We start from the raw sequence: 24,320 nt of genomic DNA, 5'->3' as shown, positions 1-24,320 counted from the left end.
CGATTGTGCCCCATCCGCACGGGCGCGGCCGCACGGCAGATCAGCGTCAGTGCGGATCCGGCGCCGCCCACGCGCGCGCATGCGCGACCGCGCGCGACCAGCGCGCCATCATCTCGGCGCGGCGCGCGGCCGGCAGCTGCGGCTCGAACCGGCGCTCGCTCTTCCACTGCGCCGCGATCTCTTCGCACGACGACCAGAAGCCGACCGCCAGGCCGGCCAGGCAGGCGGCGCCGAGGGCCGTCGTCTCCGTCACCCGCGGGCGCACGACGGGCACGCCCAGCAGGTCGGCCTGGAACTGCATCAGGAGGTCGTTGCGTGCGGCGCCGCCGTCCGCGCGCACCTCGTGCACGGCGCAGTCGGCGTCCTTCTGCATGGCGGCCAGCAGTTCCGCGCTCTGGTAGGCGATGGCTTCGACGGCGGCGCGCGCGATGTGGGCGGCCGTGGTCCCGCGCGTCATGCCGACGATCGTGCCGCGCGCATAGGCGTCCCAATGCGGCGCGCCGAGGCCGACGAAGGCCGGCACGAGCATCACGCCGCCGCTGTCCGGCACGGACAGTGCGAGCGCCTCGACGTCGGACGATTGCCTGATGATGCCAAGGCCGTCGCGCAGCCATTGCACGGTGGCGCCGCCCATGAACACGCTGCCTTCGAGCAGATAGTCGGTGTGGCCGCCGATGGTCCAGCCGACGGTCGCCAGCAGGCGGTTGTGCGATTGCGGCGGCGTGGCGCCCGCGTGCATCAGCATGAAACAGCCGGTGCCATACGTGTTCTTGACCATGCCGCGCCGGTGGCAGGCCTGGCCGAACGTGGCCGCCTGCTGGTCGCCCGCGATGCCCGCAATCGGGATCGCGCGCCCGAACCATGCCGGGTCGGCCGCGGCGACGATGCCGGAACTGGGCACGACTTCCGGCAGCATAGCCGCCGGAACGCCGAACAGGGACAACAGTTCCGGGTCCCAGCGCAGGCTGTTGATATTGAAGAGCATCGTGCGCGAGGCGTTGCTCGGGTCCGTGACGTGGCGCCCCGTGAGCTTGTACGTGAGCCAGCTGTCGACGGTGCCGAACGCCAGTTCTCCCCGCTCCGCGCGTGCGCGTGCGCCCGGCACGTGCGTGAGCAGCCATTGCAGCTTGGTCGCGGAAAAATAGGCATCCAGTTCGAGCCCGGTCTTGCGCTGGATGAGTGGAGCCTTGCCGGCCGCGCGCAGCTCGTCGCAGAGTTCGGCCGTGCGCCGGTCCTGCCAGACGATGGCGTGGCACAGCGGTTCGCCCGTCTGGCGGTCCCACACGACGGTCGTCTCGCGCTGGTTGGTGATGCCGATGGCCGCGATGTCGGCGGCATCGACGCCGGCGTCAAGCAGCACCCGGCGCGCGCAGGCGAGCTGGCTCGTCCAGATGTCGAGCGGATCGTGCTCGACCCAGCCGGGCCGCGGAAAATGCTGGGGATATTCCTGCTGGGCGATGCGCACGGCCTGGCCCTGGCGGTCGAACAGGATGGCGCGCGAACTGGTGGTGCCCTGGTCGAGGGCGAGGATGTAACGCATCGTCGTCGAGCTCCCCGGGCCGTGAATCATGTGTAAAGCAGGCCGATAGGCCGGATTCTGTGTAACGCCCTTGCGGACGCTATGACAGCCATTCCTCTAGGCGCCGAATTACTCCGGCGCTCAAGCTTCCTACCCGCACGCTCCGCGAGCAACATCAACGCGTGCCTATTTGGAATTGCTCCGAGTGGAGGTTACCGCGTTTCACCGTAACTGAATACGCTCGTCTCTGTGGCCCTATTCCTCGCCTTATACCCGGCTTGCGCCCGGCTTTCGGCGGACGGCCGTTAACCGTCACCCCGCTCTGTGGAGTCCGGACCTTCCTCCCGTCCACGACCTTGCGGCGTGGACCAGCGGCTGCCTGGCCTGCTTCACGGCCGCCATTGTACTCCATGCGCCGCTGCCTTTTGTGAAAGGTCGTGTCGCTATTTGAAAAGCCAGCTCAGGGCGAGTTGCATAGAATGCCCGGATTCCATCGTGATAAGGATGACCTCACCATGACGCACCCCTCCCGCAGCGGCGGCCAGATCCTGGTCGATGCGCTCCAGGTCCACGGCGTGGACACCGCCTTCGGCGTGCCCGGCGAAAGCTATCTCGACGTGCTGGACGCGCTGCACGATTCGGACATCCGCTTCGTCATCAACCGCCAGGAAGGCGGCGCCGCGTTCATGGCAGAGGCCTACGGCAAACTCACCGGCAAGCCCGGCATCTGCTTCGTCACGCGCGGCCCCGGCGCGACCAATGCCTCCATCGGCGTGCACACGGCGTACCAGGATTCCACGCCGATGATCCTGTTCATTGGCCAGGTCGGCACCGACTTCATGGACCGCGAAGCGTTCCAGGAAATCGACTACCGCCGCATGTACGGCCAGATGGCCAAGTGGGTCGCGCAGATCGACCGCGCCGAGCGCATCCCCGAATACATGGCGCGCGCGTTCCAGGTCGCGACCAGCGGCCGCCCGGGCCCCGTCGTCCTCGCGCTGCCGGAAGACATGCTCGTGGCGCGCGCGGAAGTGGCGGACACGCGCCGCTACCAACCCACGCAAGGCGCGCCGTCCGCCGGCCAGATCGCGGCGTTGCGCACGATGCTGGCCGGCGCGAAAAAGCCGCTGCTGCTGCTGGGCGGCGGCACGTGGACCGACGAGGCGTGTGCCGACGTACAAAAATTCGCCGAGGCGAACGCGCTGCCCGTCGCCTGCGCGTTCCGCTTCCAGGACCTGCTGGACAACGAGCATCCGCACTACGTGGGCGACGTCGGCATCGGCATCAATCCGAAGCTCGCGGCGCGCGTCAAAGAGGCCGACGTGCTGATCGCGTTCGGTCCGCGCCTGGGCGAAATGACGACGAGCGGCTACTCGCTGCTGGAATCACCCGTGCCGCGCCAGCGCCTCGTGCACATCCATCCGGACCCGGAGGAACTGGGCAGCGTGTACCAGGCCGAGCTGATGATCGCCGCCGGTGCCCCGCAGGCGGCCGGCATGCTAGCCGCGATGGAGCCGGTCGACGCCGCCTGGCGCCACACGGTCGAGGAAGCGAAGGCCGAGCTGCGCGCGTGGCAGGAACGCCCCGCCATCTTCAAGGACGGTAGCGCGCCGCTGGACCTGTGGCAGATGGTGCAGGACCTGCAGGCGGCCCTGCCCCGCGACACGATCATCACGAACGGCGCCGGCAACTACGCGACGTGGGCGCACCGCTTCTGGCGCTACGGCGCGATGCGCACCCAGTTGGCGCCGACGAGCGGCGCGATGGGTTATGCGGTGCCGTCCGGCGTCGCGGCCAAGATCGTGCGGCCGGAACGCACGGTCGTCACGTTCGCGGGCGACGGCGAGTTCATGATGACGGGCCAGGAACTGGCGACGGCCGTGCAGTACGGCGCCGGCGTCATCTTCCTCGTGTTCAACAATAATATGTTCGGCACCATCCGCATGCACCAGGAACGCGAGTATCCGGGCCGCGTGTCGGGCACGCAGCTGCACAATCCGGATTTCGCGGCGCTGGCCAACGCGTACGGCGGCCACGGCGAAGCGGTGGCGACGACGGCGGAATTCGGGCCTGCCCTGGCGCGCGCGATCGCATTCACGCAGACCCGCAAGCTGCCGGCGCTGATCGAGCTGCGCTACGACGGCAACCTGATTACGCCGGGCGCCACGCTGGAGACGATCCGCCGCAACGCGCAGGCCGCCAAGGCCGGCTGACCTTTCTCAGGCGATCGCCAGCCCGCGCAGGGCCGGGACGACGTCGTGCAGGCGCGCCACCTCGAAGGTGGGCAGCGCCTGCGTGTCGTTGGCGAGGCCGCCGGGATTGAACCAGCAGCTTTCGATGCCGAAGCGGTTGGCGCCGAGGATGTCGGCATCGAGGCGGTCGCCGACGATCACCGTCTCCGCATGCGCGAACGCGCGCGCCATCCTGACCGTGTAGTCGAAGAAGCGGCTGTCCGGCTTGGCGTGGCCGCACGCTTCCGACGTGGCCACGAACGACACGTGTTCGCGCAATCCCGAGCTGGCGATGCGGCGGTGCTGGATGTGCTCGACGCCGTTCGTGATGATGCCCACCTCGCCGATGCCGGCCAGGGTCGCGCACAGTTCGCGCGCGCCGTCGATGAGCACGACGGTGTCCGACAGCGATTCCAGGTACCGGCCGCTGGCCGCTTCCGGGTCGAGGTCGAGGCCGGTTTCCTGGAACGTCTTGCGGAACCGTTCGACCTTCAGGAAATCCTTGGCGACGGCGCCCGTCTCGAAACTTTTCCAGAGCGCCATATTGATGGCCTGGTAGCGGGCGAACAGCCCGTCCGGGAGGGCGTGCAGGCCCAGCGCGCGCAGCGTGCGGTCGAACGACAGTTGTTCGGACGCCTTGAAATCGAGCAGCGTGTCGTCGAGGTCGAAAAGAAATAGTCTGTGTTTCATCGTGCGGGACGGTGCGCGGCGGGCGCCGGCGCCACCGGAACGGCAAAGGTAGGACGACAGGATACCAGTTACATGCCGAGGCTGCCGTCGAGGCCCAGCTCGGCGGGCCACGGCACGGGCGCGTCGAACGCGCTGGCCGGACTGGAAGGATGGGTGAGGAACAGGGCGACGAGGGCGATGAAGAGCCAGACGACGACATTGCGCAGCGACGCCGCCGAGCTGCCGACCACGTGATCGCCGGCGATGAGCCTCTTGAGAAACCTGGAAACGTTCACGATCGTCCCTTGGTGACGCGTGTTTTCATGGATGTTCACAATCTACACCGCTTGCGCACGCATTTCCAGCATGGTGATTAGATTGACATCGTTAAGCGGTATTCTAGCCACAATATGGTAGAGCTGATGCACATCAAACAATCGTGGAGCGGACGGCAAGGATTGCTTTCCGGTTACCCAGCAGGGAGAACCGGGTCCGCTCTGGTAGAATACGCGCGACCCGTTCCGGCAACTCCGCCGCCCTCCCGAATACACAATGTTTAGTTTCTTCAAAAAGAAAAAACCTGAAGCCGAGACGCCGGCTGCGGTCGAACCCGCGGTGCCCGCTTCTCCGGTCGCCGACGCGCAACCCGAAGCGCCGGCCGAGCAGCCGGGCTTCCTGCGCCGCCTGTTCGGTGGCGACGACATGCCGGCCGCGCCCGACGTGGCCGCGCCCGACATCGCTGCGCCCGCCCCGCTGGAAACCGCCCCGTCCGCCTACGAAGGCCAGTTGTTCCCCGAAACGGCCGAGCGCCCGGTCAGCGAAGCGGAAGCCAGGCGTTCCTGGATGTCGCGCCTGAAAGCCGGCCTGGCCAAGACGTCGACCAATCTGTCGCTGCTGTTCGTCGGCGCGCGCATCGACGAAGACCTGTACGAGGAACTCGAATCCGCGCTGCTGATGTCGGACGCCGGCATGGACGCCACGCAATTCTTGCTGGACAACCTCCGGCGTAAGGTCAAGGAAGAGAAATTGCTGGACGCGGCCGCCGTCAAGGTGGCGCTGAAGGCGTTGCTGGTCGACCTGCTGCGTCCGCTGGAAAAGCCGCTCGAACTGGGCCGTCACGAGCCGCTCGTGATGATGATCGCGGGCGTCAACGGCGCCGGCAAGACGACGACCATCGGCAAGCTGGCCAAGCACATGCAGCACCACGAACAATCCGTCCTGCTGGCCGCCGGCGACACGTTCCGCGCCGCCGCGCGCGAGCAGTTGATGGTCTGGGGCCAGAGAAACAACGTCACCGTGATCTCGCAGCAGTCGGGCGACCCGGCGGCCGTCGCGTTCGACGCCGTCCAGTCGGGCAAGGCGCGCGGCGTGGACGTCGTCATGGTCGACACGGCCGGCCGCCTGCCCACCCAGCTGCACCTGATGGAAGAGCTCAAGAAGATCAAGCGCGTGATCGGCAAGGGAATGGAAGACGCACCGCACGAGATCCTGCTCGTCATCGACGGCAACACTGGCCAGAACGCGCTCGCGCAGGTCAAGGCGTTCGACGACGCGCTGCAGCTGACCGGCCTCGTGATCACGAAGCTGGACGGCACGGCCAAGGGCGGCATCCTGGCCGCCATCGCACGCACCCGTCCGGTGCCGGTGTACTTCATCGGCGTGGGCGAGAAGCTGGAGGACCTGCAACCCTTCAGCGCCGACGAATTCGCCGAGGCGCTGCTGGGATAAACGCACGATGATCGAATTCCAGTCCGTCTCCAAGAAATACTCGGATTCCGCCAACACGCTCGCCCTAGCGGACGTGTCGCTGAACATCGCCAAGGGCGAGCTGGTGTACCTGGCCGGTCCGTCCGGCGCCGGCAAATCGACCCTGATGAAAATGGTGGCCGCCATCGAGCGCCCGTCGTCCGGCCGCGTGATCGTGAACGGGCAGGACGTCGGCCGCATCCGCCGGGCCGGCATCCCCTTCCTGCGCCGCAACCTCGGCCTGATCTTCCAGAACCAGCGCCTGCTGAACGACCGCCACCTGCTGGCCAACGTGATGCTGCCGCTGATCGTCACCGGCGCGACCCGCGGCCAGGCCGAGCAGCGCGCCCGCGCGGCGCTGGACAAGGTCGGCCTGCTCGAACGCGCGCTGGCGCTGCCGCTGGAATTGTCGGGCGGCGAACAGCAACGCGTGGCGATCGCGCGCGCCATCGTCAACCGTCCGCAGATCATCCTGGCCGACGAACCGACGGCCAATCTGGACCGCGCCGCGGCCGACAAGGTCATCGGCGCGCTGCATGCCTTCCACTCGGTCGGCGTGACCTGCGTCATCTCCACCCATGACGACGACATCCTGGACAGCGCGGCGCGCGTGATCCGCCTCGAACACGGCCATGTGACGGGAGGTGGCGCATGAACATCTGGTTCCGCCAGCACCGCTTCGCCCTCGGCGCCGCGCTGTCCCACGTGCGCAAGGCGCCGGGCAGCTTCCTGTTCAACGTGCTCGTCGTCGCCGTCGCGCTCGCGCTGCCCTTCGCCGGCGTGACCCTGCTCGACAACGTCCGGCCCCTGTCGGAAGAACTGTCCGTCGATCCGGAAGTCAGCCTGTTCCTCAAGGCCGACACGCCGCGCGACCAGGCCCAGGCACTGGCGCCGCAACTGCAGCAGATCCTGCGCGGCACGCACGCGAAGGTCAGCTTCGTGCCGCGCGAGCAGGCGCTGGCCAGCCTCAAGGACAAGAGCGGACTCACCGACGTCATCGAGACACTGGGCGACAACCCCCTGCCCGACAGCTACGTGATGCGCCTCGAAGGCTTTACCAGCCGCGCCGACGCCGCGCGCGTGGACGGCCTGGCCGACCAGATGCGCGCCCTGCCGGGCGTCGATGCCGTGCAGGTCGACTCGGCCTGGGTCAAGCGCCTGGCCGCGCTGCTGGGCGTGCTGCGCCTGGCGCTGCTGCTGCTCGCGATCACGCTGGGCGTCGTCGTGATCGCCGTCGTGTTCAACACGATCCGCCTGCAGGTGCTGACCCAGCGCGAAGAAATCGCCGTGTCGAAACTGCTGGGCGCGACCGACAACTTCATCCACCGCCCGTTCTACTACACGGGCGCCCTGCTGGGCCTGTGCGCGGGCGCCGTGGCGCTGGGGGCGGTGGCGCTGGCGCTGCGTCCGCTGAACACGGCCATCGCCGAGTTCGCCCGACTGTACGCGTCGGAATTCCAGCTGTCCCCGCTGCCGCCGCTGGCCATGGCGGCGCTGCTGGCGATCAGTGCCGGGCTCGGGCTCGTGGGCGCCATGTTGTCGGTGCAGAGGCATCTGGCGCGGTTGCGCTGACCTCGCCAGGAGACCCTGCAAAAAACAAACCCGCCACGAGGGCGGGTTTGTTTCGAATCCGGGGTGGTCCCGCAGAACGGGACCAAAAACTGACCTGGCGTCATCACCGGTATGGAGGCTGGGAGAGGACAAATTCAGGGCTGCATCCACAGTATATCATCGTGAGCATGCACGATCAAAAATGATGCGCGATGGACTGGATCGACCTCGAAAAACACTTCTCTGCGGCGCGGCTGCGACGTTATCGTGCGTCATGCAATGGCGACGAAGCCAGGGCAGCAACAGCATATATCAACAACATATTGCTGGCAGAGGCGATGATGCCGATGCTGAGCGTGCTTGAGATCGCGCTGAAAAATGGGGCGCACCAGCGCCTGACGACCCTGTACCAGCGGACCGACTGGTGGGAAGCCTGGGCAAACGATCCATTATTTTCCTGGCAAGTTCGCGAGGTCGCCAACGCGAAAGTAAAACTGCAACGCCGGGCCGAAGAGCTTACACCCGATAAAATCATTGCGGAACTGCCCTTGGGTTTCTGGAGTTCTCTGTTCAACGTCCAGTTCCAGACTATCCTATGGAAAGACCTGTGCCTGGTTTTTCCACGCTGCCCGAAGCCACAACGCCAGCGCCACGTTGTTTCATCTTCACTCAATCAGATCCGGGCGTTGAGAAACCGCGTTTTCCATCACGAGCAATTACTTTGGTTGACGCCACCCCTCATCGATCTACACGATAAGGGTATCGAGGTTATCGGCTGGCTAGACCCAACACTTCCTCCATGGCTTGGCAGGCACGACCGTCTTCCCGCCACTTGGGCCGCCGCCCAGCCAATTTAATGCCCTGGTATCGCCGTCGTCCCGTGAACCCGTCCGCCGCCGGCCAGTCTAATCCGGCAGCGGACGCGAGGCATCGACCTACAGCACAACGTGCGCCAACCAACAGAAGGCGCATCACGGGTCGCCTAACCTGTCTTCTACCGATTTCAATCGAAATGAGCGCGGTGCTTGACGTGCATCATTTAAAACGCTCGTACCCTGCTCTACAGTTGAGTCGACCGAGTTTTTCGATTCCTGCGGGCAATACTTTAATGAAACTTAAACACATCTTGAGGGATATGGTGGCGCCTAGCACTCACCTCAAGAGAGTGCTAATATAACGTCAGACTATCGCGGGAAATGGTTTTGATAGCACCGTCAGCATCCCGACGCAAGCCAGCCAGTGGTGCCTCCGGGGCCCTGGAGATGGCGAGACGATGCAGCAGCTTAAATCAGAGGGAGTGACTATGTCCGCACAATCCGCATTGGTTCCGGCCGGCAGTCGTACTCTGGGACTGGGTTTCAGTGGCAATCTCGGTAATATCGACGCCTATATCTCGGCAGTGAACCGCCTGCCGATGCTGACCCACGAGGAAGAAGTTTCGCTGGCAACACGGCTGCAGGAAAAGAATGACCTGGACGCCGCACAAAAACTGGTGATGTCGCACCTGCGCCTGGTCGTGTCGATCGCGCGCGGCTACCTGGGCTATGGCCTGCCGCACGCCGACCTGATCCAGGAAGGCAATATCGGCCTGATGAAGGCCGTCAAACGTTTCGACCCGAACCAGGGCGTGCGCCTCGTGTCCTATGCGATGCACTGGATCAAGGCCGAGATGCACGAATACATCCTGAAGAACTGGCGTCTGGTCAAGGTTGCGACGACCAAGGCACAGCGCAAGCTGTTCTTCAACCTGCGCAGCAACAAGCAAGGTCTCGACGCCATGTCGCCGCAGCAAGTCGACGACCTGGCGAAGCTGCTCGACGTCAAGCGCGAAGAAGTGATCGAGATGGAAACGCGCCTGTCCGGCCGCGACATCGCGCTGGAAGCGCCGACCGACGACGAAGACGACAAGTTCTCGCCGATCGCCTACCTGTCCTCGGACCAGCAGGAACCGACCAAGGTCCTGGAAGGCGCGGAAAAAGTGCGCCTGCAATCGGAAGGCCTGGAAACGGCCCTCGGCAAGCTGGACCCGCGTTCGCGCCGCATCGTGGAAGCGCGCTGGCTGGCCAACGACGACGGCTCGGGCGCCACGCTGCACACGCTGGCCGAGGAATTCGGCGTGTCGGCCGAGCGCATCCGCCAGATCGAATCGGCCGCGCTGAAAAAGATGAAAACGGCGCTGGCGGCTTACGTGTAAGCCATCCTCAGCCGACAACAAGGGCACCTTCGGGTGCCTTTTGTTTTTCCGGCAACGCATGCGCCGCGCGCGCCCGCGCGAGGAAGACCGTCAGCGCGCTCGACACGTAGGCGTCGCGGCGGCGGACGAACAGGGTTTCCACGTCGGCCAGCCCGGGCGCCAGCGGATGCAGGATGACGTCGCCGTTGTCTGCCGCAAGCGCCGCCACGGCGCGCGGCAGCAGGGTGATGCCGACGTCGGCCGCGACGCAGGCCAGGATCGCGTCGAGCGAGCCGAATTCCAGCGGCCGGGCCGCGACGATGCCCAGCGACGCGAGCAGCGTGTCCAGACGCTGGCGGTACGAGCAGCCGCTGCGGAACACGATCGTGCGCAGGTCCGGCCGCCGGGCCAGCGCCTGCGGCGAGGCGACGGCCGGGCTCGTCACAAGGACCAGTTCCTCGCTGAACACGGGTTCCGCCAGCAGGTCGGGATGGTCCGCCGGCCCGGCCACGAACGCGCCGTCGAGGCGGCCGGCAAGCACGTCGTCGATCAGCGCCGCGCTCGTGCCGCCGTGCACCGCCAGGCGCACTTGCGGATGGGCGCGCGCAAAGCCGGCCAGGACGGGCGCCAGGCGCAGGGCCATCGTCGTTTCCAGCGCCCCGAGTTCCAGGCTGCCGGCCGGTTCGCCGTCGTCGCGCGCCGCCATTTTGACGTCCGCCATCAGCTTGGCGACGCGGCCGACGAGTGGCAGCATGCGCTGTCCGGCCGGCGTCGTCGACACGCCGCGCGCATGGCGCCGGAACAGCGCGACGCCCAGCTCGTGCTCCAGTGCGCGGATGCGTGCCGTCACGTTCGACTGCACGGTGTTCAGCTCGGCTGCGGCCCGGTTCATGCTGCCGTGGCGGGCGACGGTCTCGAAGGTTTTCAGGTCGGCCAGTTCCATATCGGTTCCTCTCAAGCGATGATCGAGCCTAGCACATATCTCCATTTCAGATAACGGCTATCCCAAACATTCGCTTCTGCAAATAGCTGGTATGACCTAAGCTGAATCGTTTCCTCGATCAACGCGCCCATCATGAACACGATCCCGCTCCCTGCCCGGCCCGGCGACCATGCCCGTCCCGTCCGCGCCTGGCACGCCGCGCTGGCCGGCTTTTCCGCCAGCCTCGTCGGCATCGGCCTCGCCCGCTTCGCGTACACGCCGCTGCTGCCGGCGCTGGTCTCCGCGCACTGGTTTTCGCCGGCGCTGGCCGCCTACCTGGGCGCCGCCAACCTGGCCGGCTATCTTGCGGGCGCCCTGCTGGGCCGGCCGATCGCGGCCCGGCTCTCGCCCGCGACGACGCTGCGCTCGATGATGCTGCTGACCGGTCTCTCGCTGCTCGCGTGCGCCTGGCCGGCGGGCGCGCCGTGGTTCTTCGTGTGGCGCTTCCTGTCCGGCCTGGCCGGCGGCGCGCTGATGGTGTTGGCGGCCCCGACCGTGCTGCCGCATGTGCCGGCGCAGCGGCGCGGCATGGTCGGCGGCATCGTCTTCATGGGTATCGGCCTCGGCATCGTCGCATCGGGCACGCTGCTGCCGATGCTCCTGCAACTGGGCCTGCGCGCCGCCTGGCTCGGGCTCGGCGTGCTGGCCCTGCTGCTGACGGCCCTCGCCTGGGGCGGCTGGCCGCACGGCTCCTCCGCCGCGCCCGCGACCGCAACCATGGCCCGCGCACCGAACCGTCGCCTGCGCGCGCTGTACGCGAGCTATGCGCTGAACGCCGTCGGCTGGGTACCGCACATGCTGTTCCTCGTCGACTTCATCGCACGCGGCCTCGGCCTGGGCCTGCGCACGGGCGCCGCGTACTGGGTGGTGTTCGGCATCGGCGCCAGCGTGGGGCCGATCGCCGCCGGCCACGTCGCCGACCGCATCGGCTTCGGCCGCACGCTGCGTCTCGCATTGGTACTGCAGGCCGCCGGCGTCGTGCTGCCCGCGCTCGCGACGACGACCGCGGCCCTGGTCGCATCGAGCCTGATCGTGGGCGCCTTCGTCACCGGCGCCGTGCCGCTCGTGCTGGGTCGCCTCCACGAACTGCTGCCCGGCCAGCCGCAGCGGCAGGGCCAGGCGTGGCGCACGGCCACGGCCGCCTTCGCCGTCTGCCAGGCGCTGGCCGCGTGGGGCTTTTCGTTCCTGTTCGGGCGCAACGGCGGCGACTACGGCCCGTTGTTCCTCATCGGGACCGGCGCCATCGGGCTGTCGCTCGCCATCGATGTGATGTCGATCCGCAAGCGCGGCCAGTGACGTTCCCAGTCCTTGGCGCGGACGCGCTCCAGGTACACGCCATGCTTCTCCGCGGCGAACCGCCGGGTCGGCCGGACGACGAGTCCGAACAGATCGTCCAGCCCGTACGGCGCCGCCACGTCGATATCGCCCCGTGGCCCCAGCCGGACACCGACGGCCGTCGCGGTCTCCGGCCAGAAACGCATCGCGTCGAGGGCGGAGCGATACGGCGCATCGCCGTTACGCACGTGCATGCGCGCCTGGTTCTTGACGGACCACGCGAGCGTGCCGTCCCGCGCCAGCAACGCCGCCTCCAGACCGGCATCGCGCCGCGCCTCGCACGCGTCGGGCGCGAACCAGATCACGTCGATATCCCGCGGCAGCGGCGCCGGCGCGCGCCGGTGCAGATGATCCCACACGCGGTTGCGCACGAACCCGGCGGCGACCCAGCAATCGGGCAGGCCGAGGTCGCGCACGGCGTGCAGCACCCGCATGCGCCGCTCGTCGGACGCGATCAGCGCCCGCAGTTCGGCCCACCGGTCCATTACCCCAGCTTCGCCTTGAAGAACGCCATCGTGCGGCCCCACGCCAGGCTGGCCGCCGCCGCGTCGTAGCGCGGCGTCGTATCGTTGTTGAAGCCGTGCTCCACGCCCGGGTACACGAAGTGCTGGTAATCGACGTGGTTCGCCTTCAGTGCGGCCTCGTAGGCGGGCCAGCCAGCCAGGATGCGTTCGTCCTTGCCCGCGTCGTGGATCAGCAGCGGCGCGCGGATGCGGGCCACGTCGCCAGCCGGCGGCTGCATGCCGTAGAACGGCACCACGGCGGCCAGGTCCGGCAGCTGGGTGGCGAGATAGTTGGCGACGCCGCCGCCGTAGCAAAAGCCCACCACGCCGACCTTGCCGGTCCCCTGCGGCAGCGCCGCCAGCGCGCGGGCGGCGGCGACGAAGTCGGCGCGCGTCTTCGCCTGGTCCAGCCTGGGGAACAGTTCGCGCGCCTTGTCCTCGTCGCCCGGATAGCCGCCCAGCGGGTACAGCGCGTCCGGCGCGTAGGCGATGTATCCCTCGAGCGCGACGCGGCGCGCGATGTCCTCGATGTGCGGATTCAGGCCGCGGTTCTCGTGCACGACGAGGACCGTCGGCAGCTTGCCCTTGATGTGCGCGGGCGCGGCGAGATAGCCGTGCACCTTGCCGTAGCCCTGCGGCGACGAGAAGTCCAGGTAGCTGGTCTTCAGGCGCGCATCGAGGGGCGCGACGAGCGGCGCCGCGAACGACGGCGACAGCTGCGCCAGCAACGTGGCGGCCGTCGTGCCGCCGGCGGCATAGCGGCCCGCGCGCGACAGAAAATCGCGGCGCGACACGCGGCCGTGCACATAGCCATCGAACAGCTGCAGTACCTCGGGGTCGAAATCCGCTGCGGTCAAACGTGTCATCACCTGTCTCCGGTCCGGTTGAATGACCGCCAGCATACGCCGGTTTTTCAGATCCGGATGACGATGCGCCGCTTGTACAGCTGCCACAGCCCCGCGCCCAGCACGAGCAACAGCAAGGCCGAATAGGCGGCCGACGCGACCCGCGCCTGCGGGATCGCGCGCGCCAGCAACCCCGCCAGCAGATCGTGCCCGCTGCCCGCGCCGCCCAGCGGCAGTTGCAGCAGCGTGTCGAGCAAGGTGATGCCGACGAAGGCCAGCGTCGCATTGGTGCCGAATGCCAGCACCGGCCGCGTCCACGCGGGTGCTTCCCGCCCGGGCGGCACGAGGCGCATCAGGGCGAGCAAGGCCAGCAGCGTGAAGCCGCCGGACAGCAGGGCAAAGCTGGGTGTCCACAGCTTCTTGACGACGGGGACGAGCGGATCGAGCACGAAGCCGGCCAGCAGGCAGGCCACGCCGGCGACGGCGAGGCCCGTCAGCGTGGCGCGCCTGTGCGAGCGCATGAGCAGCACGGACGCCGTCGCGCCGAACAGCACGTTGACGAGCGCGCCCAGGGTGGCCACGAGCCCTTCCGGATCGTACGTGACGATATCGCCCGTCCGGCCCCACGGCCACAGGTGCGGCACGCCGAACACGGCGCGGTCGACGACGGCCGGCAGCGCATGCATCGAATCGAAGCAGGCACGGCCGCAGCCGGGCGCATCCCACGCGAGCAGCAGCCCCGCATAGCCCACCAGCAGCGCGACGATCGCTGCGACCAGCGCGGCCACGGAGATGCCGTCGCGGCGCAGCGCCAGCGCGCACCCCGTGCCCACGATGGCATAGCACAGGCCGATGCGCTGCAGGATGCCGGGCAGGCGGACGTGGGCGACGTCGAAGCCGGGCAGCAGGTTCAGGACGACGCCGAGCGCGACCAGCGCGCCAGCGCGGCGCAGCACGTGGCCCACGAGGGCGGTTCTGCCCTGGTCCGCGCGCCGCCGCAGCGCGTACGGCAGCGCGGCGCCCGCGCAGAACAGGAAGGCCGGGAAGATCATGTCGGCGATCGCGAAGCCGCGCCAGTCGGCGTGCGTCAGGAACGTGAAGCGGTGCTCCCAGCCGCCCGCGTACGCGACCATCACCATGCCCATCACAGCCAGGCCGCGCAGCAGGTCGATGGCAAGCACGCGCGGCGCGCGCGTGCCGGCATCCTCGTCCGGCCGCGCCGCGCCAGCCTCGACCCCGGCCTGCCGTGGCAGGCCCGCCGCGACGCCGGCATCGAAACGTATCGGGTCGCGCATCGCTTCCCCCTTTATTTATGAAACCGATTTCAAATATCCACCGGCGATGGCGCCGCCGTCAAGTCATGTTGCATAACCAGCAGCATTAGCCCAAAGGCAATAGAATGAAAGACCACCGCAACCGCAACTGCAACCCTCAGGAGATCCCATGCAACTCATCGGCATGCTCGATTCGCCGTTTGTCCGCCGCGTCGCCATTTCGTTCGACCTGCTCGACGTCCCGTTCGAACACAAGTCGCTGTCCGTGTTCCGCAACTTCGACGAATTCGCCGCGATCAATCCGACGGTCAAGGCGCCGACGCTCGTCCTGGACGACGGTTCGTTCCTGATCGATTCCACCTTGATGCTCGAGTACGCCGAAGCACTGACGGGCCGCTCCCTGCTGCCGCCCGCCCCGGCCGCGCGCGCGCAAGCCCTGCGCGCCATCGGCCCGGCGCTGGCCGCGTGCGAAAAGACGGCGCAGGTCGTCTACGAACACACGTTGCGCCCGGCGGAAAAGCTGCACCAGCCCTGGCTCGACCGCGTGCAGGAACAATTGCTCGCCGCATTGAGGCTGCTGGAGGCCGATGCGGACGCGTTCGACGTCGCCGCCCTCGACCAGGCCGCCATCACGGCCGCCGTCACGTGGTCGTTCGTCCGGTTGATGGTGCCGCAGATCGTCGCGCGCGACGACTTCCCGCGCCTGGCCGCCTGGGCCGCGCGCGCGGAAGCGCTGCCCGTGTTCCAACGCTATCCGATCGACTGAACGGCGCGTGGCGGGACCGTCCGCCCGTCGAGGCCGAGCCGCGCCGGCCCCGACGGGCGATTTTGCTATGATTGTCTAAACGCACACAAGGACGCTCCATGACGCTGCCGCGCCCGTTCGCCATGTTGCTGATGACTATCCTGGCCGGCTGCGCCGCCGCGCCGCTGCACGAGGGCGTGTATCCGCTCCGGCCCGAGCAGCGCGTCGAGCTGGCGCGCGGCCTCGTCCTCACCTACGACAGCTACAGCGACAGCCGCTGTCCCGCGAACACCCGCTGCATCTGGGCCGGGCGGCTGATCTTCCGTTTCCTCATTTCCGGCCCGGACGGCGCCGAAGAATTCACGCTCGGTCCCGACCAGCCGACGGCCGCGCCGGCCTCGCTGCACGGCGCCCGCATCGCGCTCGACACCTCCGCGATCCCGCCCGCGCGCGCGGCCGGCACGATGCGCCCGGGCGACGTCATTCCCGTCACGCTCAAGGTCAGCACGAAATGAGCCCAGCCACGATCACCCACTCCCTGCGCCAGCCATGACCCACTCAGTCAAAACCCTCGCCTGCGGGCTGATCCTCTCCATCGTCCTGGCACCGCCGCTCGCGCTGGCCAAGACCCCGGTCGCCACCGGCACCGGCGGCGCCGTCGCCACCATCAGCGAAAAGGCGTCGGCGGCGGCGCTCGCCATCCTCAACCAGGGCGGCAATGCCGTCGACGCGGCCGTCGCGGCGGCCGCCACGCTCGGCGTCACCGATCCGTTCAGCTGCGGCATCGGCGGCGGCGGCTTCATGGTCGTGTACCTCGCCAAGGACAAGCGCGTGATCACGATCGACCACCGCGAAACGGCGCCCGCGTCGTTCAGCCCCGCCGTCTTCCAGGACAACGGCAAGCCGATCGATTTCGACACGGCCGTCGCCAGCGGCGCGTCCGTCGGCGTGCCGGGCACCGTGCGCGGCTGGCACGAGGCGCTGGAGCGCTACGGCACGATGTCGTTCAAGCAGGTGCTGGCGCCCGCGATCCAGGTCGCGACAAAAGGCTTCCCCGTCAACGACACGCTGCACGGGCTGATGGTCGAAAACGAAAAAAAATTCGGCATGTTCGAGACGACCAGCCGGCTGTACCTGAAAGACGGCAAGGCGCTGCCGACCGGGGCGATCATCAAGAATCCCGACCTCGCCAAGGCGTATCGGGAACTGGCCGCGAAAGGGTATAAAACGTTTTACGAAGGCCCGCTGGCGCGCGCCGTCGCCGCCGCCGTCAACCGCCCGCCCGTCACGGCCGGCAGCCAGGTCCGGCCCGGCACGATGAGCCTCGCGGACCTCGCGAACTACGAGGTCCGCATCCGCCAGCCGATCCGCTCCACCTACCGCGGCTACGATATCTATGGCATGCCGCCGCCCAGCAGCGGCGGCGTGACGGTGGCCGAGGCGCTGAACATCCTCGAAGGCTTCGACCTGAAATCCATGCCGCGCGCGAACGCGCTGCACCTGTACCTGGAGGCGAGCCGCCTCGCGTTCGCCGACCGCAACGCCTACGTCGCCGATCCGGAATACGTCGACGCGCCCATCGAAGGCATGCTGTCGAAGCAGTTCGCGGCGCAGCGCCGCTCGCTGATCCGGGCCGACCGCGCGGCCGGCGTCGTCCCGGCCGGCGACGCCTTCCTGTACGAGAACGACAAGAGCTTCCCGCTGCGTCCGCAGCAGAACATGATCATGCGCGAGGGCACGCACACGACGCACCTGACGGTGTCCGACAAATGGGGCAACGTCGTCGCCTACACGTTCACGATCGAATCGTGGGGCGGCAGCGGCATCGTCGTGCCGGGCTACGGCTTCCTGCTGAATAACGAGCTGACGGACTTCGATTTTACCGGTCCGGCACCGAACATTCCCGAAGCCGGCAAGCGCCCGCGCAGCAGCATGGCGCCGACGATCGCCTTCAAGGACGGCAAGCCCGCCTTCACCATCGGCAGCCCGGGCGGCGCCACGATCATCACGACGGTGCTGCAGACGATCGTCAACTACGTCGACCTCGGCATGTCCATGGACCAGGCCATCGACGCGCCGCGCCTATCGCAACGGAACAACAAGGAGACCTCGGTTGAACCGGGCTTCCCGGGCACGCCGCAGGCCGAGGCGCTGGAAAAATTCGGCCACAAGTGGGAAGCGAAGCCGGAAGAAATCGGCGCGGCCAACGCCATCGTGTTCAATCCGGACGGCACCGTGACGGCCGTCAGCGAAGGCCACCGCCACGGCACCGGGACGGCGCTCGTGCAGAAGCGCGGGCACTGATCACGCCATGCGCCCCGCGGGGAACGCGGGCGGGGCGGCCAGCATGCGGCGCCAGTCGTGCCGCAGCTGGACGACGCAGACGGCCAGCGGGAGCGCGACCAGCCATGGCCAGGCCGTCGTACCGGTGAGCCGGCCCAGGCCCATCGCCACGAGCGCCTGGACGAGCACATAGGCGCCGGCACGCAACGCCAGCGCCGTGCTCCAGCCGCCACACTCGCTCGCATAATCGCCCAGCAGGCCCATCATCGCCGCCTGGCCGGCCAGGCAGCACAGGCCGAGCTGGCGCAGCAGCGCGTCCGGACCGGATGCGAACGGCAGCACCACAGCCAGCACGGCCACGGTCAGCAAGACCCAGATCGAGAGCGCCTGGCGCAGCAGGCGCGTGGCGAGGCGCCGGTTCAGCTGAACGGTGTCGCCGGCCAGTGGGGTCAAGCGCAGTAAGGCCTGCTCGCCCCGCGTGCGGCGCAGCTGCTGACCGTATTGGGCGGTGCTGAACAAGACGAGCAGCGCCAGCAGGCCTGGACCGACGATGATCATCTGGCCGACGAACGTTTGCACGGCAGCGCCGCGCGACCAGCCCAGGACGATGCCCGCACCGCCGGCGATGAGCAACATGACCGCGATGGCGCCGATCCAGGCAGTCCAGTGCGCCGTCGGTCCCAGCGCGTGCATCAGCATGGCGGCCGGATCGGCGCGGCGCCGGTCGCAGCCGAGCGCGATGCGATAGAACGACAGATTGCCCTCCCGGACCATGCCGTCGGGCAGGGGGTCCTTGTTCCCGGTGCGGAATGCGAAGTGGCTCACGCGCTTGAGCTGGTCCGCACGTCGTGCGAGGTACGCGTCCCCGCCGGCCGGATAGAGCCAGCACAGGCCCCACGCCGTGGCGGGCAGGATCAGGATGTCCAGCGCCCGGATGGCGGCGCTCCCGGTCATCCACCCCGCCCACGCCGGCGGCAGCACGGTCTGCACCAGCCAGGGCGCGTTACCGGCCGCCATGAGCAGGTAAGGCACATATTTATTCCCCGCCATCAGCAACGCCATGCCCAGCGTGCCGAGTGCGACGATCGGCAGCACGTTCCAGTCGCCGAGGCCGTACGCGATGCCGAGCGTGGCGACCAACAAGTATGCCGCCGTCATCTGCAGCAGGCGGCGGCGCTGGCGCGGCAGCAGCCAGGCATTGATGGGCGAATTCATGCGGATGGAACCGGGCACGAACAGGAATGTCCAGATGAACGCCAGCGCCATGAAGGCGACGGCGATGATGAAGCGCAGCGCCTGCACGGCGTTCAGGTCGCCCAGGACGGCCACGATGACGCCGCAGGCGCCCACGGCGCCCGCGGTCACGTACAGCGCGCGCACCACACCCGGCTCGCGCTGCGCCGCGGCCGCGCGCCAGATGATGCGATAGTCCTCCAGCGCGGCGTTCATTGCGTCACCTCGATGAAGAGGTCTTCGAGGCTCAACGCTTCCACGCGCACGCCCGGCGCGCGCGCGAGACGCGCGACGTCGTCACCGGGCGCCTGCACGATCACGCTCGTCATGCCGCCCTCCTGGCGCCGGCGCACTTCCCCCGCCAGCGGCGCGCCCGGCAACGCGGCGGCCGGGACGACGACGCGGCGCGCACCTTCCAGCAGCGCGTCCGTCTGGCCCTGCAGCGCGATACGGCCATCCTTCAGGAAGGCGAGGTCGAACGCGACGCGTTCCAGGTCGGACAGGATGTGCGTGGAGAACACGACCGTCGTGCCGCGCTCGATCACCTGGTCGACCAGCTCGCGCAGGAATTCGCGCCGCCCGACGGGGTCGAGCGCGGACACGGGTTCGTCGAGGATCAGCAATTCGGGATCGTGCGCCAGCGCGCGGATGATGGCGAGGCGCTGCTGCTCGCCGCCGGACAGCCGCTTGATCGGCTTGTTGCGCAGCAGCGGCCCGAAGCCCCAGCGCGACAGCAGGCCCTCGACCTTGGCCTGGTTCCAGCGCGGGTACATGGCCTTGAAATAATCGAACATCTGCACGGGCGTGAGCCACTCGAACAGGTCGGTGCGCTGCGGGACGTAGCCGATGCGTCCGCGTGCGTCGTCCGACAGCGCGGCCACGCGCTCGCCGAACAGCGCGACCTCGCCGCCGTCGGCCTCGCGCAGCCCGAGCATGCATTCGAGCAGCGTGGACTTGCCGGCGCCGTTGCGGCCCAGCAGGCCGATCACCTGGCCCGGCGCGATTTGCCAGTCGAGTCCTTCGAGCACCCGCTGGCTGCCGAAATGCTTGCTGACCGAAGACATGCGAACGATGGGGGCACTCATTTTGTTTCCTTCAGAATGGTTGCGAACAGGGACAGGACGGTGTCGGTGTCGAGCTCGAGCTGGCGCGCCTCCACGGCGGCGCGTTCGAGCGTGGGGCGGAGCAGGCCGAGGATATCGGCCTTCGCGGCCGGCGCGGCGGAATCGGCCACCACCATGCCAAGCCCGCGCCGGCGCGCGAGCACGCCGTCCATCTCGAGCAGGCCGTACGCCTTCGAGACGGTCATCGGGTTCAGCGCCAGCGCCTGGGCGATCTCGCGCACGGACGGCATCTCGTCGCCGGGCCGGAGCTGGCCGCTGGCCGCCAGGCGGCGCACCTGCTCGACGAGCTGGCGGTAGATCGGTTCCGGCGAACCGGTCGCGATCGAAAACAGGGTGGCGGGGTGTGTGGGCATGGTATCTACTGTATTAATTGAGTAATACAGTAGGATGAAAAACGGGCGAAGTCAAGGACTTTTCAGCTGTCCGCTTCCGCCTGCACATGCTGGCACTTCAACGTCTGGATCGCCTGCAGGCGCGGCGCCGGAACACATTTGCACACGCACAGATCGTCCTGCAAGGCGAACCGCCTGCCGTTCCAGTGATCGGGAAGCCGGGGACCGTCGCAAACGATCACCCCGTCGCTGTGGCAGCGCGGACAGCTGATCGTATCCCCTTCCACTGCCGTGGGCACACCGTTGATCGACGACAGGCTCGACGCGGTGACGACGGTGCCTCCCGCCGTGGTCCCGGCGCCCAGCGTGATGTGGTAGCGCTTCATCGTTCCTCCATGAATGGATGTGACAGGAAGCCCAATCTACGCGTGCAGGTACGACCGGCGGCTGATCGCCGTCAATCTCAAAAAAGACGGCTCCGCGAGGGAGCCGTTGAAAGGCGTGGGCGCCAAGCCGCCCACGTTGGATCCGCGGACGGAGACTGGTCCGCGGGGACGACAAAAAACGTGGTTACAGGTGCGGCACGATCAGCGGCATGAGATCGTCGAACGTGCGGCCGGTGGCGTTGTCGCCGATCGCATGCATCTTCCACTCGCCGTTATGGCGGTACAGCTTGGCCATGATCTGGGCCGTGTGCGAGCCCTGCACGGACAGGTCGTAGCGCGCGATCTCCTTGCCGCTGTTCGTGTCGAACAGGCGGCAGAACGCGTTCTGCACGGTCGAAAAATTCTGGCCCGTGAAGCTGTTGACGGTGAAGACGAGCGCCTTCACGTCCACCGGGACCGTGCGCAGGTCGACGATGATCTGCTCGTCGTCGCCTTCGCCGGCGCCGGTGCGGTTGTCGCCCGTGTGCGTGATGCTGCCGTCCTTGCTCTTGAGCTGGCGGAACCAGACCACGTCGACCGGACGGTTCGCGTCGTCGAACATGACGACGGATGCATCGAGGTCGACCGCTTCGCTCTTCGCGCCGAAGCCGAAAAAGCCGCCCTTCTTCGCGACGTCCCAACCGAGGCCCATCGTCACGCGGGACAGGGCGCCGCCGGCTTCCTTCTCGAGCGAGATCTTCTGGCCCTTCTGCAAATTCACTGCCATGTCATTACTCCTCTTAAAACGTCAGCGCCCCGGCGCCTGCATCCAGGCTTTGAATGCGGTGCGGTTGCGCGAACAGACGTAGATCTTGCCGCGACCGGAGAAGCGCAGGACGATGCCTTCGCCGCTGGTCTGGCTGTTGATGAGATTGCCCAGGAAGCCGCCGCTGGTGCCGGTCGTGATCGATATCTCGTAATGCAGGGTGCTGTCCCAGGCGACGACGTGCGAGTTGTCGATGATCGCGTCCTTGCCCGGCTCGACGTCCAGCACGCTCATCGACCCGAAGCCCGACACGACGACCTGTCCGCTGCCCGAGGTCTCGGTCACGAAAAAGCCGCCGCTCTGGGCGAACAGCGCGTTGCCCAGGCTCTGGGTACGCACGCGCAGGTCCACGCCGGAGGCCGCCGCGACGAACGCGCCGTCACTGATGATGTACTGGTTCGGGCCGCAGTCGACCACCTGCATCGCACCCGGCAGCGTGGGGGACAGCAGGCAGTCGCCGTCGCCGCGGGCCGCTTCGATGTGCTGCTGGAAGAACGACTCGCCGTTGGCGAAGGTGCGCATCAGCGCGCTGCCAAGGCCGCCCTTCATCTTGCCCTTGAGGTCGAGCGTCGATTCCATCATGACCATCGCATCCGACTCGCAGTAGATGGTTTCGCCGCGCTTGAGCGACACATGCAGGAAGGGATCGACGTCCCCGGTCACGGTAAACACTGGCATTTTGCTGGCTTCCTTTAACAAGAGGGCCTGCATTGCCCCGGCATCGCTGCCCGGGCAATGCAAGTTCGTTCAAACGGCCACGCCGTAGTTCTTGGCGAGGGGGCCGAGGCCGCCGTTGAAGCCCTGGCCCACGGCGCGGAACTTCCAGTCCGCGCCGTTACGATACACCTCGCCGAAAATCATCGCCGATTCGGTCGAACCGTCCTCGGACAGGTCGTAGCGGGCGATCTCGCTGTTGTTCCCGCCGTTCACGCAGCGGATGAACGCCTTGCCGACCTGGCCGAAGTTCTGGCGGCGGACGTCGCCGTCGTGGATCGTCACGGCGAGGACGACGCGGTCGACGTCGGCCGGCACCCTGGTGAGATCGATGGACACGGTCTCGTCGTCGCCGTCGCCGGCGCCGGTGCGGTTGTCGCCCGAGTGCTCCACCGAACCGTCGCTCGACTTCAGGTTGTTGTAGAAGATGAAGTCGGCATCCGAACGCACCTTGCCGGCCTGGTTCAGCAGGAACACGACGCCGTCCAGGTCGAACGCCGCGCCGTCGGTGCTGCGCACGTCCCAGCCGAGACCCAGTTTCAGGTTCGCGAGGCCCGGTGCTTCCTTCGACAGGTTGACGTTGCCGCCTTTTTGCAGACTGATTGCCATGATGGTTCTCCTTCAGAGTTAAAAGATGCTTCTTCGTTCATTTACACACTGGCCGAACGCGTGGTCAGCCGAGCTGTCCACCCTACCGCCAACGCGGCCGTTTGCGTGTCGCCCGCTTCCGCGTCGGCGCGACGTTTGTGTACCGCCTGCTTCCGCGTGGGCTCGGGGAGCCCACCCTACGTCATTCCACCGTTACCAACTCTTTACGATCCAGTCCCAACGCTTCCTGCTTCCTGCGATACCGGATCGACGACCACACCGAGGCACCGATGAAGGCGACACCCGCGAGACCCGTCACCATCTCCGGCACGTGGAACTTCATACTGGCCAGCATGATGAACGCCAGGATGCCGATCGCGTAGTGGGCGCCGTGTTCCAGGTACACGAACTGGTCGAGCGTGCCCTTCTCCACCAGGTACACCGTCAGCGAACGCACGAACATCGCACCGATCGCGAGGCCCAGCATGATGATCACGACGTCGTTGGTGATCGCGAAGGCGCCGATCACGCCGTCGAAGCTGAACGACGCATCCAGCACTTCCAGGTACAGGAAGCCGCCGATACCGCCGCGCTTGACCATCTCGCCGACGTCGCCGCCGCCCTCTTCCGACTTCTCCAGCATGTTCGACAGCACGTCCACGCCGACGTAGATCAGGATGCCCCACAGGCCCGACATCAGCACGACCATCTTCTGCGCTTCGGTCACGAGCGACAGGCTGGCCATCAGCGCGCCGATCGCGATCATCACCGAGATCGACGACACCTTGCCGAGCGATCCGAGCTTCTCTTCGATGTGGCCGAGCCAGTGGTGCTCCTTCTCGTCATCGAACAGGAAGTTCAGGAAGACCAGCAGCAGGAACATGCCGCCGAACGCCGCCACTTCCGCGTGGTGGTTCGTCAGGTGCATCGAGTACTGCTTGGGATCCTGCAACGCCATGTTCCACACGTCCATCAGGCCCAGGTTGGCCGCCACCGCGACGATCACGAGCGGGAACAGCAAACGCATGCCGAAGACGGCGATGATGATGCCGACGCCCAGGAACAGCTTTTTCCAGAACGGGTCCCAGGTCTTCAGCACGGAGGCGTTGACCACCGCGTTGTCGAACGACAGCGAGACTTCCATGACGGCGAGAATCGCGGCGATACCCGTCGCGGTCACCGCGCCGGCGATGCCGGCGTGCGAATAGCCCCACCAGGCCGAGCCCAGCAGGCACAAGGCCGTGACGACGAATGACACTCGGAAATGCTTCATTTTCTTCTC

25 protein-coding genes and 1 other RNA gene are annotated in these 24,320 nt (G+C 67.3%); 10 read left to right on the top strand and 16 right to left on the bottom strand.

Translation table 11 applies throughout. The features are described 5' to 3' along the window. Nucleotides 1-46 precede the first annotated feature (46 nt). Both glpK and rnpB read right to left on the bottom strand, forming a co-directional pair. Nucleotides 47-1,540: a glycerol kinase GlpK gene (gene glpK, locus U9J41_RS13095; protein WP_322402638.1), complete on the bottom strand. Its 1,494-nt coding sequence runs from the start codon at nucleotides 1,538-1,540 to the stop codon at nucleotides 47-49. A gap of 30 nt (nucleotides 1,541-1,570) precedes the next feature. Next, nucleotides 1,571-1,910, bottom strand: an RNA gene (gene rnpB, locus U9J41_RS13090) — RNase P RNA component class A. Between the two features lie 124 nt (nucleotides 1,911-2,034). Here rnpB and U9J41_RS13085 point away from each other — a divergent pair. Continuing rightward, on the top strand, nucleotides 2,035-3,732 hold the full coding sequence (locus U9J41_RS13085; protein WP_322402637.1) for a thiamine pyrophosphate-binding protein: 1,698 nt from the start codon (nucleotides 2,035-2,037) through the stop codon (nucleotides 3,730-3,732). Between the two features lie 6 nt (nucleotides 3,733-3,738). Here the strand turns inward: U9J41_RS13085 and U9J41_RS13080 are convergent, their stop codons facing one another. Next, entirely contained in the window at nucleotides 3,739-4,440 is a 702-nt protein-coding gene (locus U9J41_RS13080; RefSeq protein ID WP_322402636.1) for a YjjG family noncanonical pyrimidine nucleotidase, read from the bottom strand. Nucleotides 4,441-4,508: 68 nt separating this feature from the next. After that, entirely contained in the window at nucleotides 4,509-4,715 is a 207-nt protein-coding gene (locus tag U9J41_RS13075) for a hypothetical protein (RefSeq protein WP_322402635.1), read from the bottom strand. Nucleotides 4,716-4,971: 256 nt separating this feature from the next. On the opposite strand from U9J41_RS13075, the gene ftsY reads away from it, so the two are divergent. The 5 genes from ftsY to rpoH all read left to right on the top strand — a co-directional run bounded on the left by ftsY (nucleotide 4,972) and on the right by rpoH (nucleotide 9,910). Continuing rightward, nucleotides 4,972-6,147 (top strand): signal recognition particle-docking protein FtsY, encoded by a 1,176-nt coding sequence (gene ftsY, locus U9J41_RS13070; RefSeq protein ID WP_322402634.1) that lies wholly within the window; start codon nucleotides 4,972-4,974, stop codon nucleotides 6,145-6,147. A 7-nt stretch (nucleotides 6,148-6,154) separates the two neighbouring features. After that, the gene (locus U9J41_RS13065; RefSeq protein WP_322402633.1) at nucleotides 6,155-6,820 is read left to right on the top strand and encodes a cell division ATP-binding protein FtsE; all 666 of its coding nucleotides are present in this window, start codon (nucleotides 6,155-6,157) and stop codon (nucleotides 6,818-6,820) included. Next, nucleotides 6,817-7,737 carry a permease-like cell division protein FtsX gene (gene ftsX / locus U9J41_RS13060; RefSeq protein WP_056449578.1) on the top strand — a complete coding sequence of 307 codons (921 nt, stop codon included), beginning with the start codon at nucleotides 6,817-6,819 and terminating at the stop codon, nucleotides 7,735-7,737. Before U9J41_RS13065 ends, ftsX begins: the two co-directional genes overlap by 4 nt. A gap of 191 nt (nucleotides 7,738-7,928) precedes the next feature. Continuing rightward, nucleotides 7,929-8,573, top strand: a complete 645-nt coding sequence (locus tag U9J41_RS13055; protein ID WP_322402632.1) for a hypothetical protein — start codon at nucleotides 7,929-7,931, stop codon at nucleotides 8,571-8,573. Between the two features lie 446 nt (nucleotides 8,574-9,019). After that, entirely contained in the window at nucleotides 9,020-9,910 is an 891-nt protein-coding gene (gene rpoH / locus U9J41_RS13050; protein ID WP_322402631.1) for an RNA polymerase sigma factor RpoH, read from the top strand. A gap of 7 nt (nucleotides 9,911-9,917) precedes the next feature. On the opposite strand, the gene U9J41_RS13045 is transcribed toward rpoH, so the two are convergent. After that, nucleotides 9,918-10,832: a LysR family transcriptional regulator gene (locus tag U9J41_RS13045; RefSeq protein WP_322402630.1), complete on the bottom strand. Its 915-nt coding sequence runs from the start codon at nucleotides 10,830-10,832 to the stop codon at nucleotides 9,918-9,920. A gap of 132 nt (nucleotides 10,833-10,964) precedes the next feature. On the opposite strand from U9J41_RS13045, the gene U9J41_RS13040 reads away from it, so the two are divergent. Then, on the top strand, nucleotides 10,965-12,167 hold the full coding sequence (locus U9J41_RS13040) for a YbfB/YjiJ family MFS transporter (RefSeq protein WP_322402629.1): 1,203 nt from the start codon (nucleotides 10,965-10,967) through the stop codon (nucleotides 12,165-12,167). Here the strand turns inward: U9J41_RS13040 and U9J41_RS13035 are convergent. The 3 genes from U9J41_RS13035 to U9J41_RS13025 are packed head-to-tail and all read right to left on the bottom strand — an operon-like array spanning nucleotide 12,080 to nucleotide 14,849. Further along, nucleotides 12,080-12,691 (bottom strand): nucleotidyltransferase family protein, encoded by a 612-nt coding sequence (locus tag U9J41_RS13035; protein WP_322402628.1) that lies wholly within the window; start codon nucleotides 12,689-12,691, stop codon nucleotides 12,080-12,082. The two genes, U9J41_RS13040 and U9J41_RS13035, sit on opposite strands and share 88 nt — an antisense overlap. Next, on the bottom strand, nucleotides 12,691-13,575 hold the full coding sequence (locus tag U9J41_RS13030) for a dienelactone hydrolase family protein (RefSeq protein WP_322402627.1): 885 nt from the start codon (nucleotides 13,573-13,575) through the stop codon (nucleotides 12,691-12,693). Before U9J41_RS13030 ends, U9J41_RS13035 begins: the two co-directional genes overlap by 1 nt. A gap of 47 nt (nucleotides 13,576-13,622) precedes the next feature. After that, nucleotides 13,623-14,849 carry an acyltransferase family protein gene (locus U9J41_RS13025; RefSeq protein ID WP_322402626.1) on the bottom strand — a complete coding sequence of 409 codons (1,227 nt, stop codon included), beginning with the start codon at nucleotides 14,847-14,849 and terminating at the stop codon, nucleotides 13,623-13,625. Between the two features lie 148 nt (nucleotides 14,850-14,997). On the opposite strand from U9J41_RS13025, the gene U9J41_RS13020 reads away from it, so the two are divergent. The 3 genes from U9J41_RS13020 (at nucleotide 14,998) to ggt (ending at nucleotide 17,877) form a co-directional block, all read left to right on the top strand. Further along, nucleotides 14,998-15,594: a glutathione S-transferase gene (locus tag U9J41_RS13020; RefSeq protein ID WP_322402624.1), complete on the top strand. Its 597-nt coding sequence runs from the start codon at nucleotides 14,998-15,000 to the stop codon at nucleotides 15,592-15,594. 98 nt (nucleotides 15,595-15,692) lie between these two features. Next, the gene (locus U9J41_RS13015; RefSeq protein WP_322402622.1) at nucleotides 15,693-16,088 is read left to right on the top strand and encodes a hypothetical protein; all 396 of its coding nucleotides are present in this window, start codon (nucleotides 15,693-15,695) and stop codon (nucleotides 16,086-16,088) included. A gap of 34 nt (nucleotides 16,089-16,122) precedes the next feature. Continuing rightward, nucleotides 16,123-17,877, top strand: a complete 1,755-nt coding sequence (ggt, locus tag U9J41_RS13010; protein WP_322402620.1) for a gamma-glutamyltransferase — start codon at nucleotides 16,123-16,125, stop codon at nucleotides 17,875-17,877. Here the strand turns inward: ggt and U9J41_RS13005 are convergent, their stop codons facing one another. The 8 genes from U9J41_RS13005 to U9J41_RS12970 form a co-directional block, all read right to left on the bottom strand. Then, nucleotides 17,878-19,305 (bottom strand): hypothetical protein, encoded by a 1,428-nt coding sequence (locus U9J41_RS13005; RefSeq protein WP_322402618.1) that lies wholly within the window; start codon nucleotides 19,303-19,305, stop codon nucleotides 17,878-17,880. Continuing rightward, a complete protein-coding gene (locus U9J41_RS13000) occupies nucleotides 19,302-20,174 on the bottom strand; it encodes an ABC transporter ATP-binding protein (RefSeq protein ID WP_322402617.1) in 873 nt (290 codons plus the stop codon). Before U9J41_RS13000 ends, U9J41_RS13005 begins: the two co-directional genes overlap by 4 nt. Next, nucleotides 20,171-20,566 carry a GntR family transcriptional regulator gene (locus tag U9J41_RS12995; protein ID WP_322402615.1) on the bottom strand — a complete coding sequence of 132 codons (396 nt, stop codon included), beginning with the start codon at nucleotides 20,564-20,566 and terminating at the stop codon, nucleotides 20,171-20,173. Before U9J41_RS12995 ends, U9J41_RS13000 begins: the two co-directional genes overlap by 4 nt. 62 nt (nucleotides 20,567-20,628) lie before the next feature. Beyond that, nucleotides 20,629-20,931, bottom strand: coding sequence for a PAAR domain-containing protein (locus U9J41_RS12990; RefSeq protein WP_322402613.1), 303 nt, complete (start codon nucleotides 20,929-20,931; stop codon nucleotides 20,629-20,631). Nucleotides 20,932-21,115: 184 nt separating this feature from the next. After that, the gene (locus tag U9J41_RS12985) at nucleotides 21,116-21,697 is read right to left on the bottom strand and encodes a TerD family protein (protein WP_322402610.1); all 582 of its coding nucleotides are present in this window, start codon (nucleotides 21,695-21,697) and stop codon (nucleotides 21,116-21,118) included. Between the two features lie 21 nt (nucleotides 21,698-21,718). Then, the gene (locus tag U9J41_RS12980; protein ID WP_322402608.1) at nucleotides 21,719-22,414 is read right to left on the bottom strand and encodes a TIGR00266 family protein; all 696 of its coding nucleotides are present in this window, start codon (nucleotides 22,412-22,414) and stop codon (nucleotides 21,719-21,721) included. Between the two features lie 69 nt (nucleotides 22,415-22,483). After that, nucleotides 22,484-23,059, bottom strand: a complete 576-nt coding sequence (locus U9J41_RS12975) for a TerD family protein (protein WP_322402606.1) — start codon at nucleotides 23,057-23,059, stop codon at nucleotides 22,484-22,486. Between the two features lie 181 nt (nucleotides 23,060-23,240). After that, complete coding sequence (locus tag U9J41_RS12970) at nucleotides 23,241-24,311, bottom strand: DUF475 domain-containing protein (protein ID WP_322402604.1); 1,071 nt, start codon at nucleotides 24,309-24,311, stop codon at nucleotides 23,241-23,243. Between the last annotated feature and the right edge of the window lie 9 nt (nucleotides 24,312-24,320).

It is taken from the genome of Massilia luteola (assembly GCF_034420155.1).
GTDB classification, from domain to species: Bacteria; Pseudomonadota; Gammaproteobacteria; order Burkholderiales; family Burkholderiaceae_D; genus Telluria; species Telluria luteola.
The sequence above is the reverse complement of the archived record's forward strand: the minus strand, read 5'-3'. Positions and strand labels throughout refer to the sequence as shown.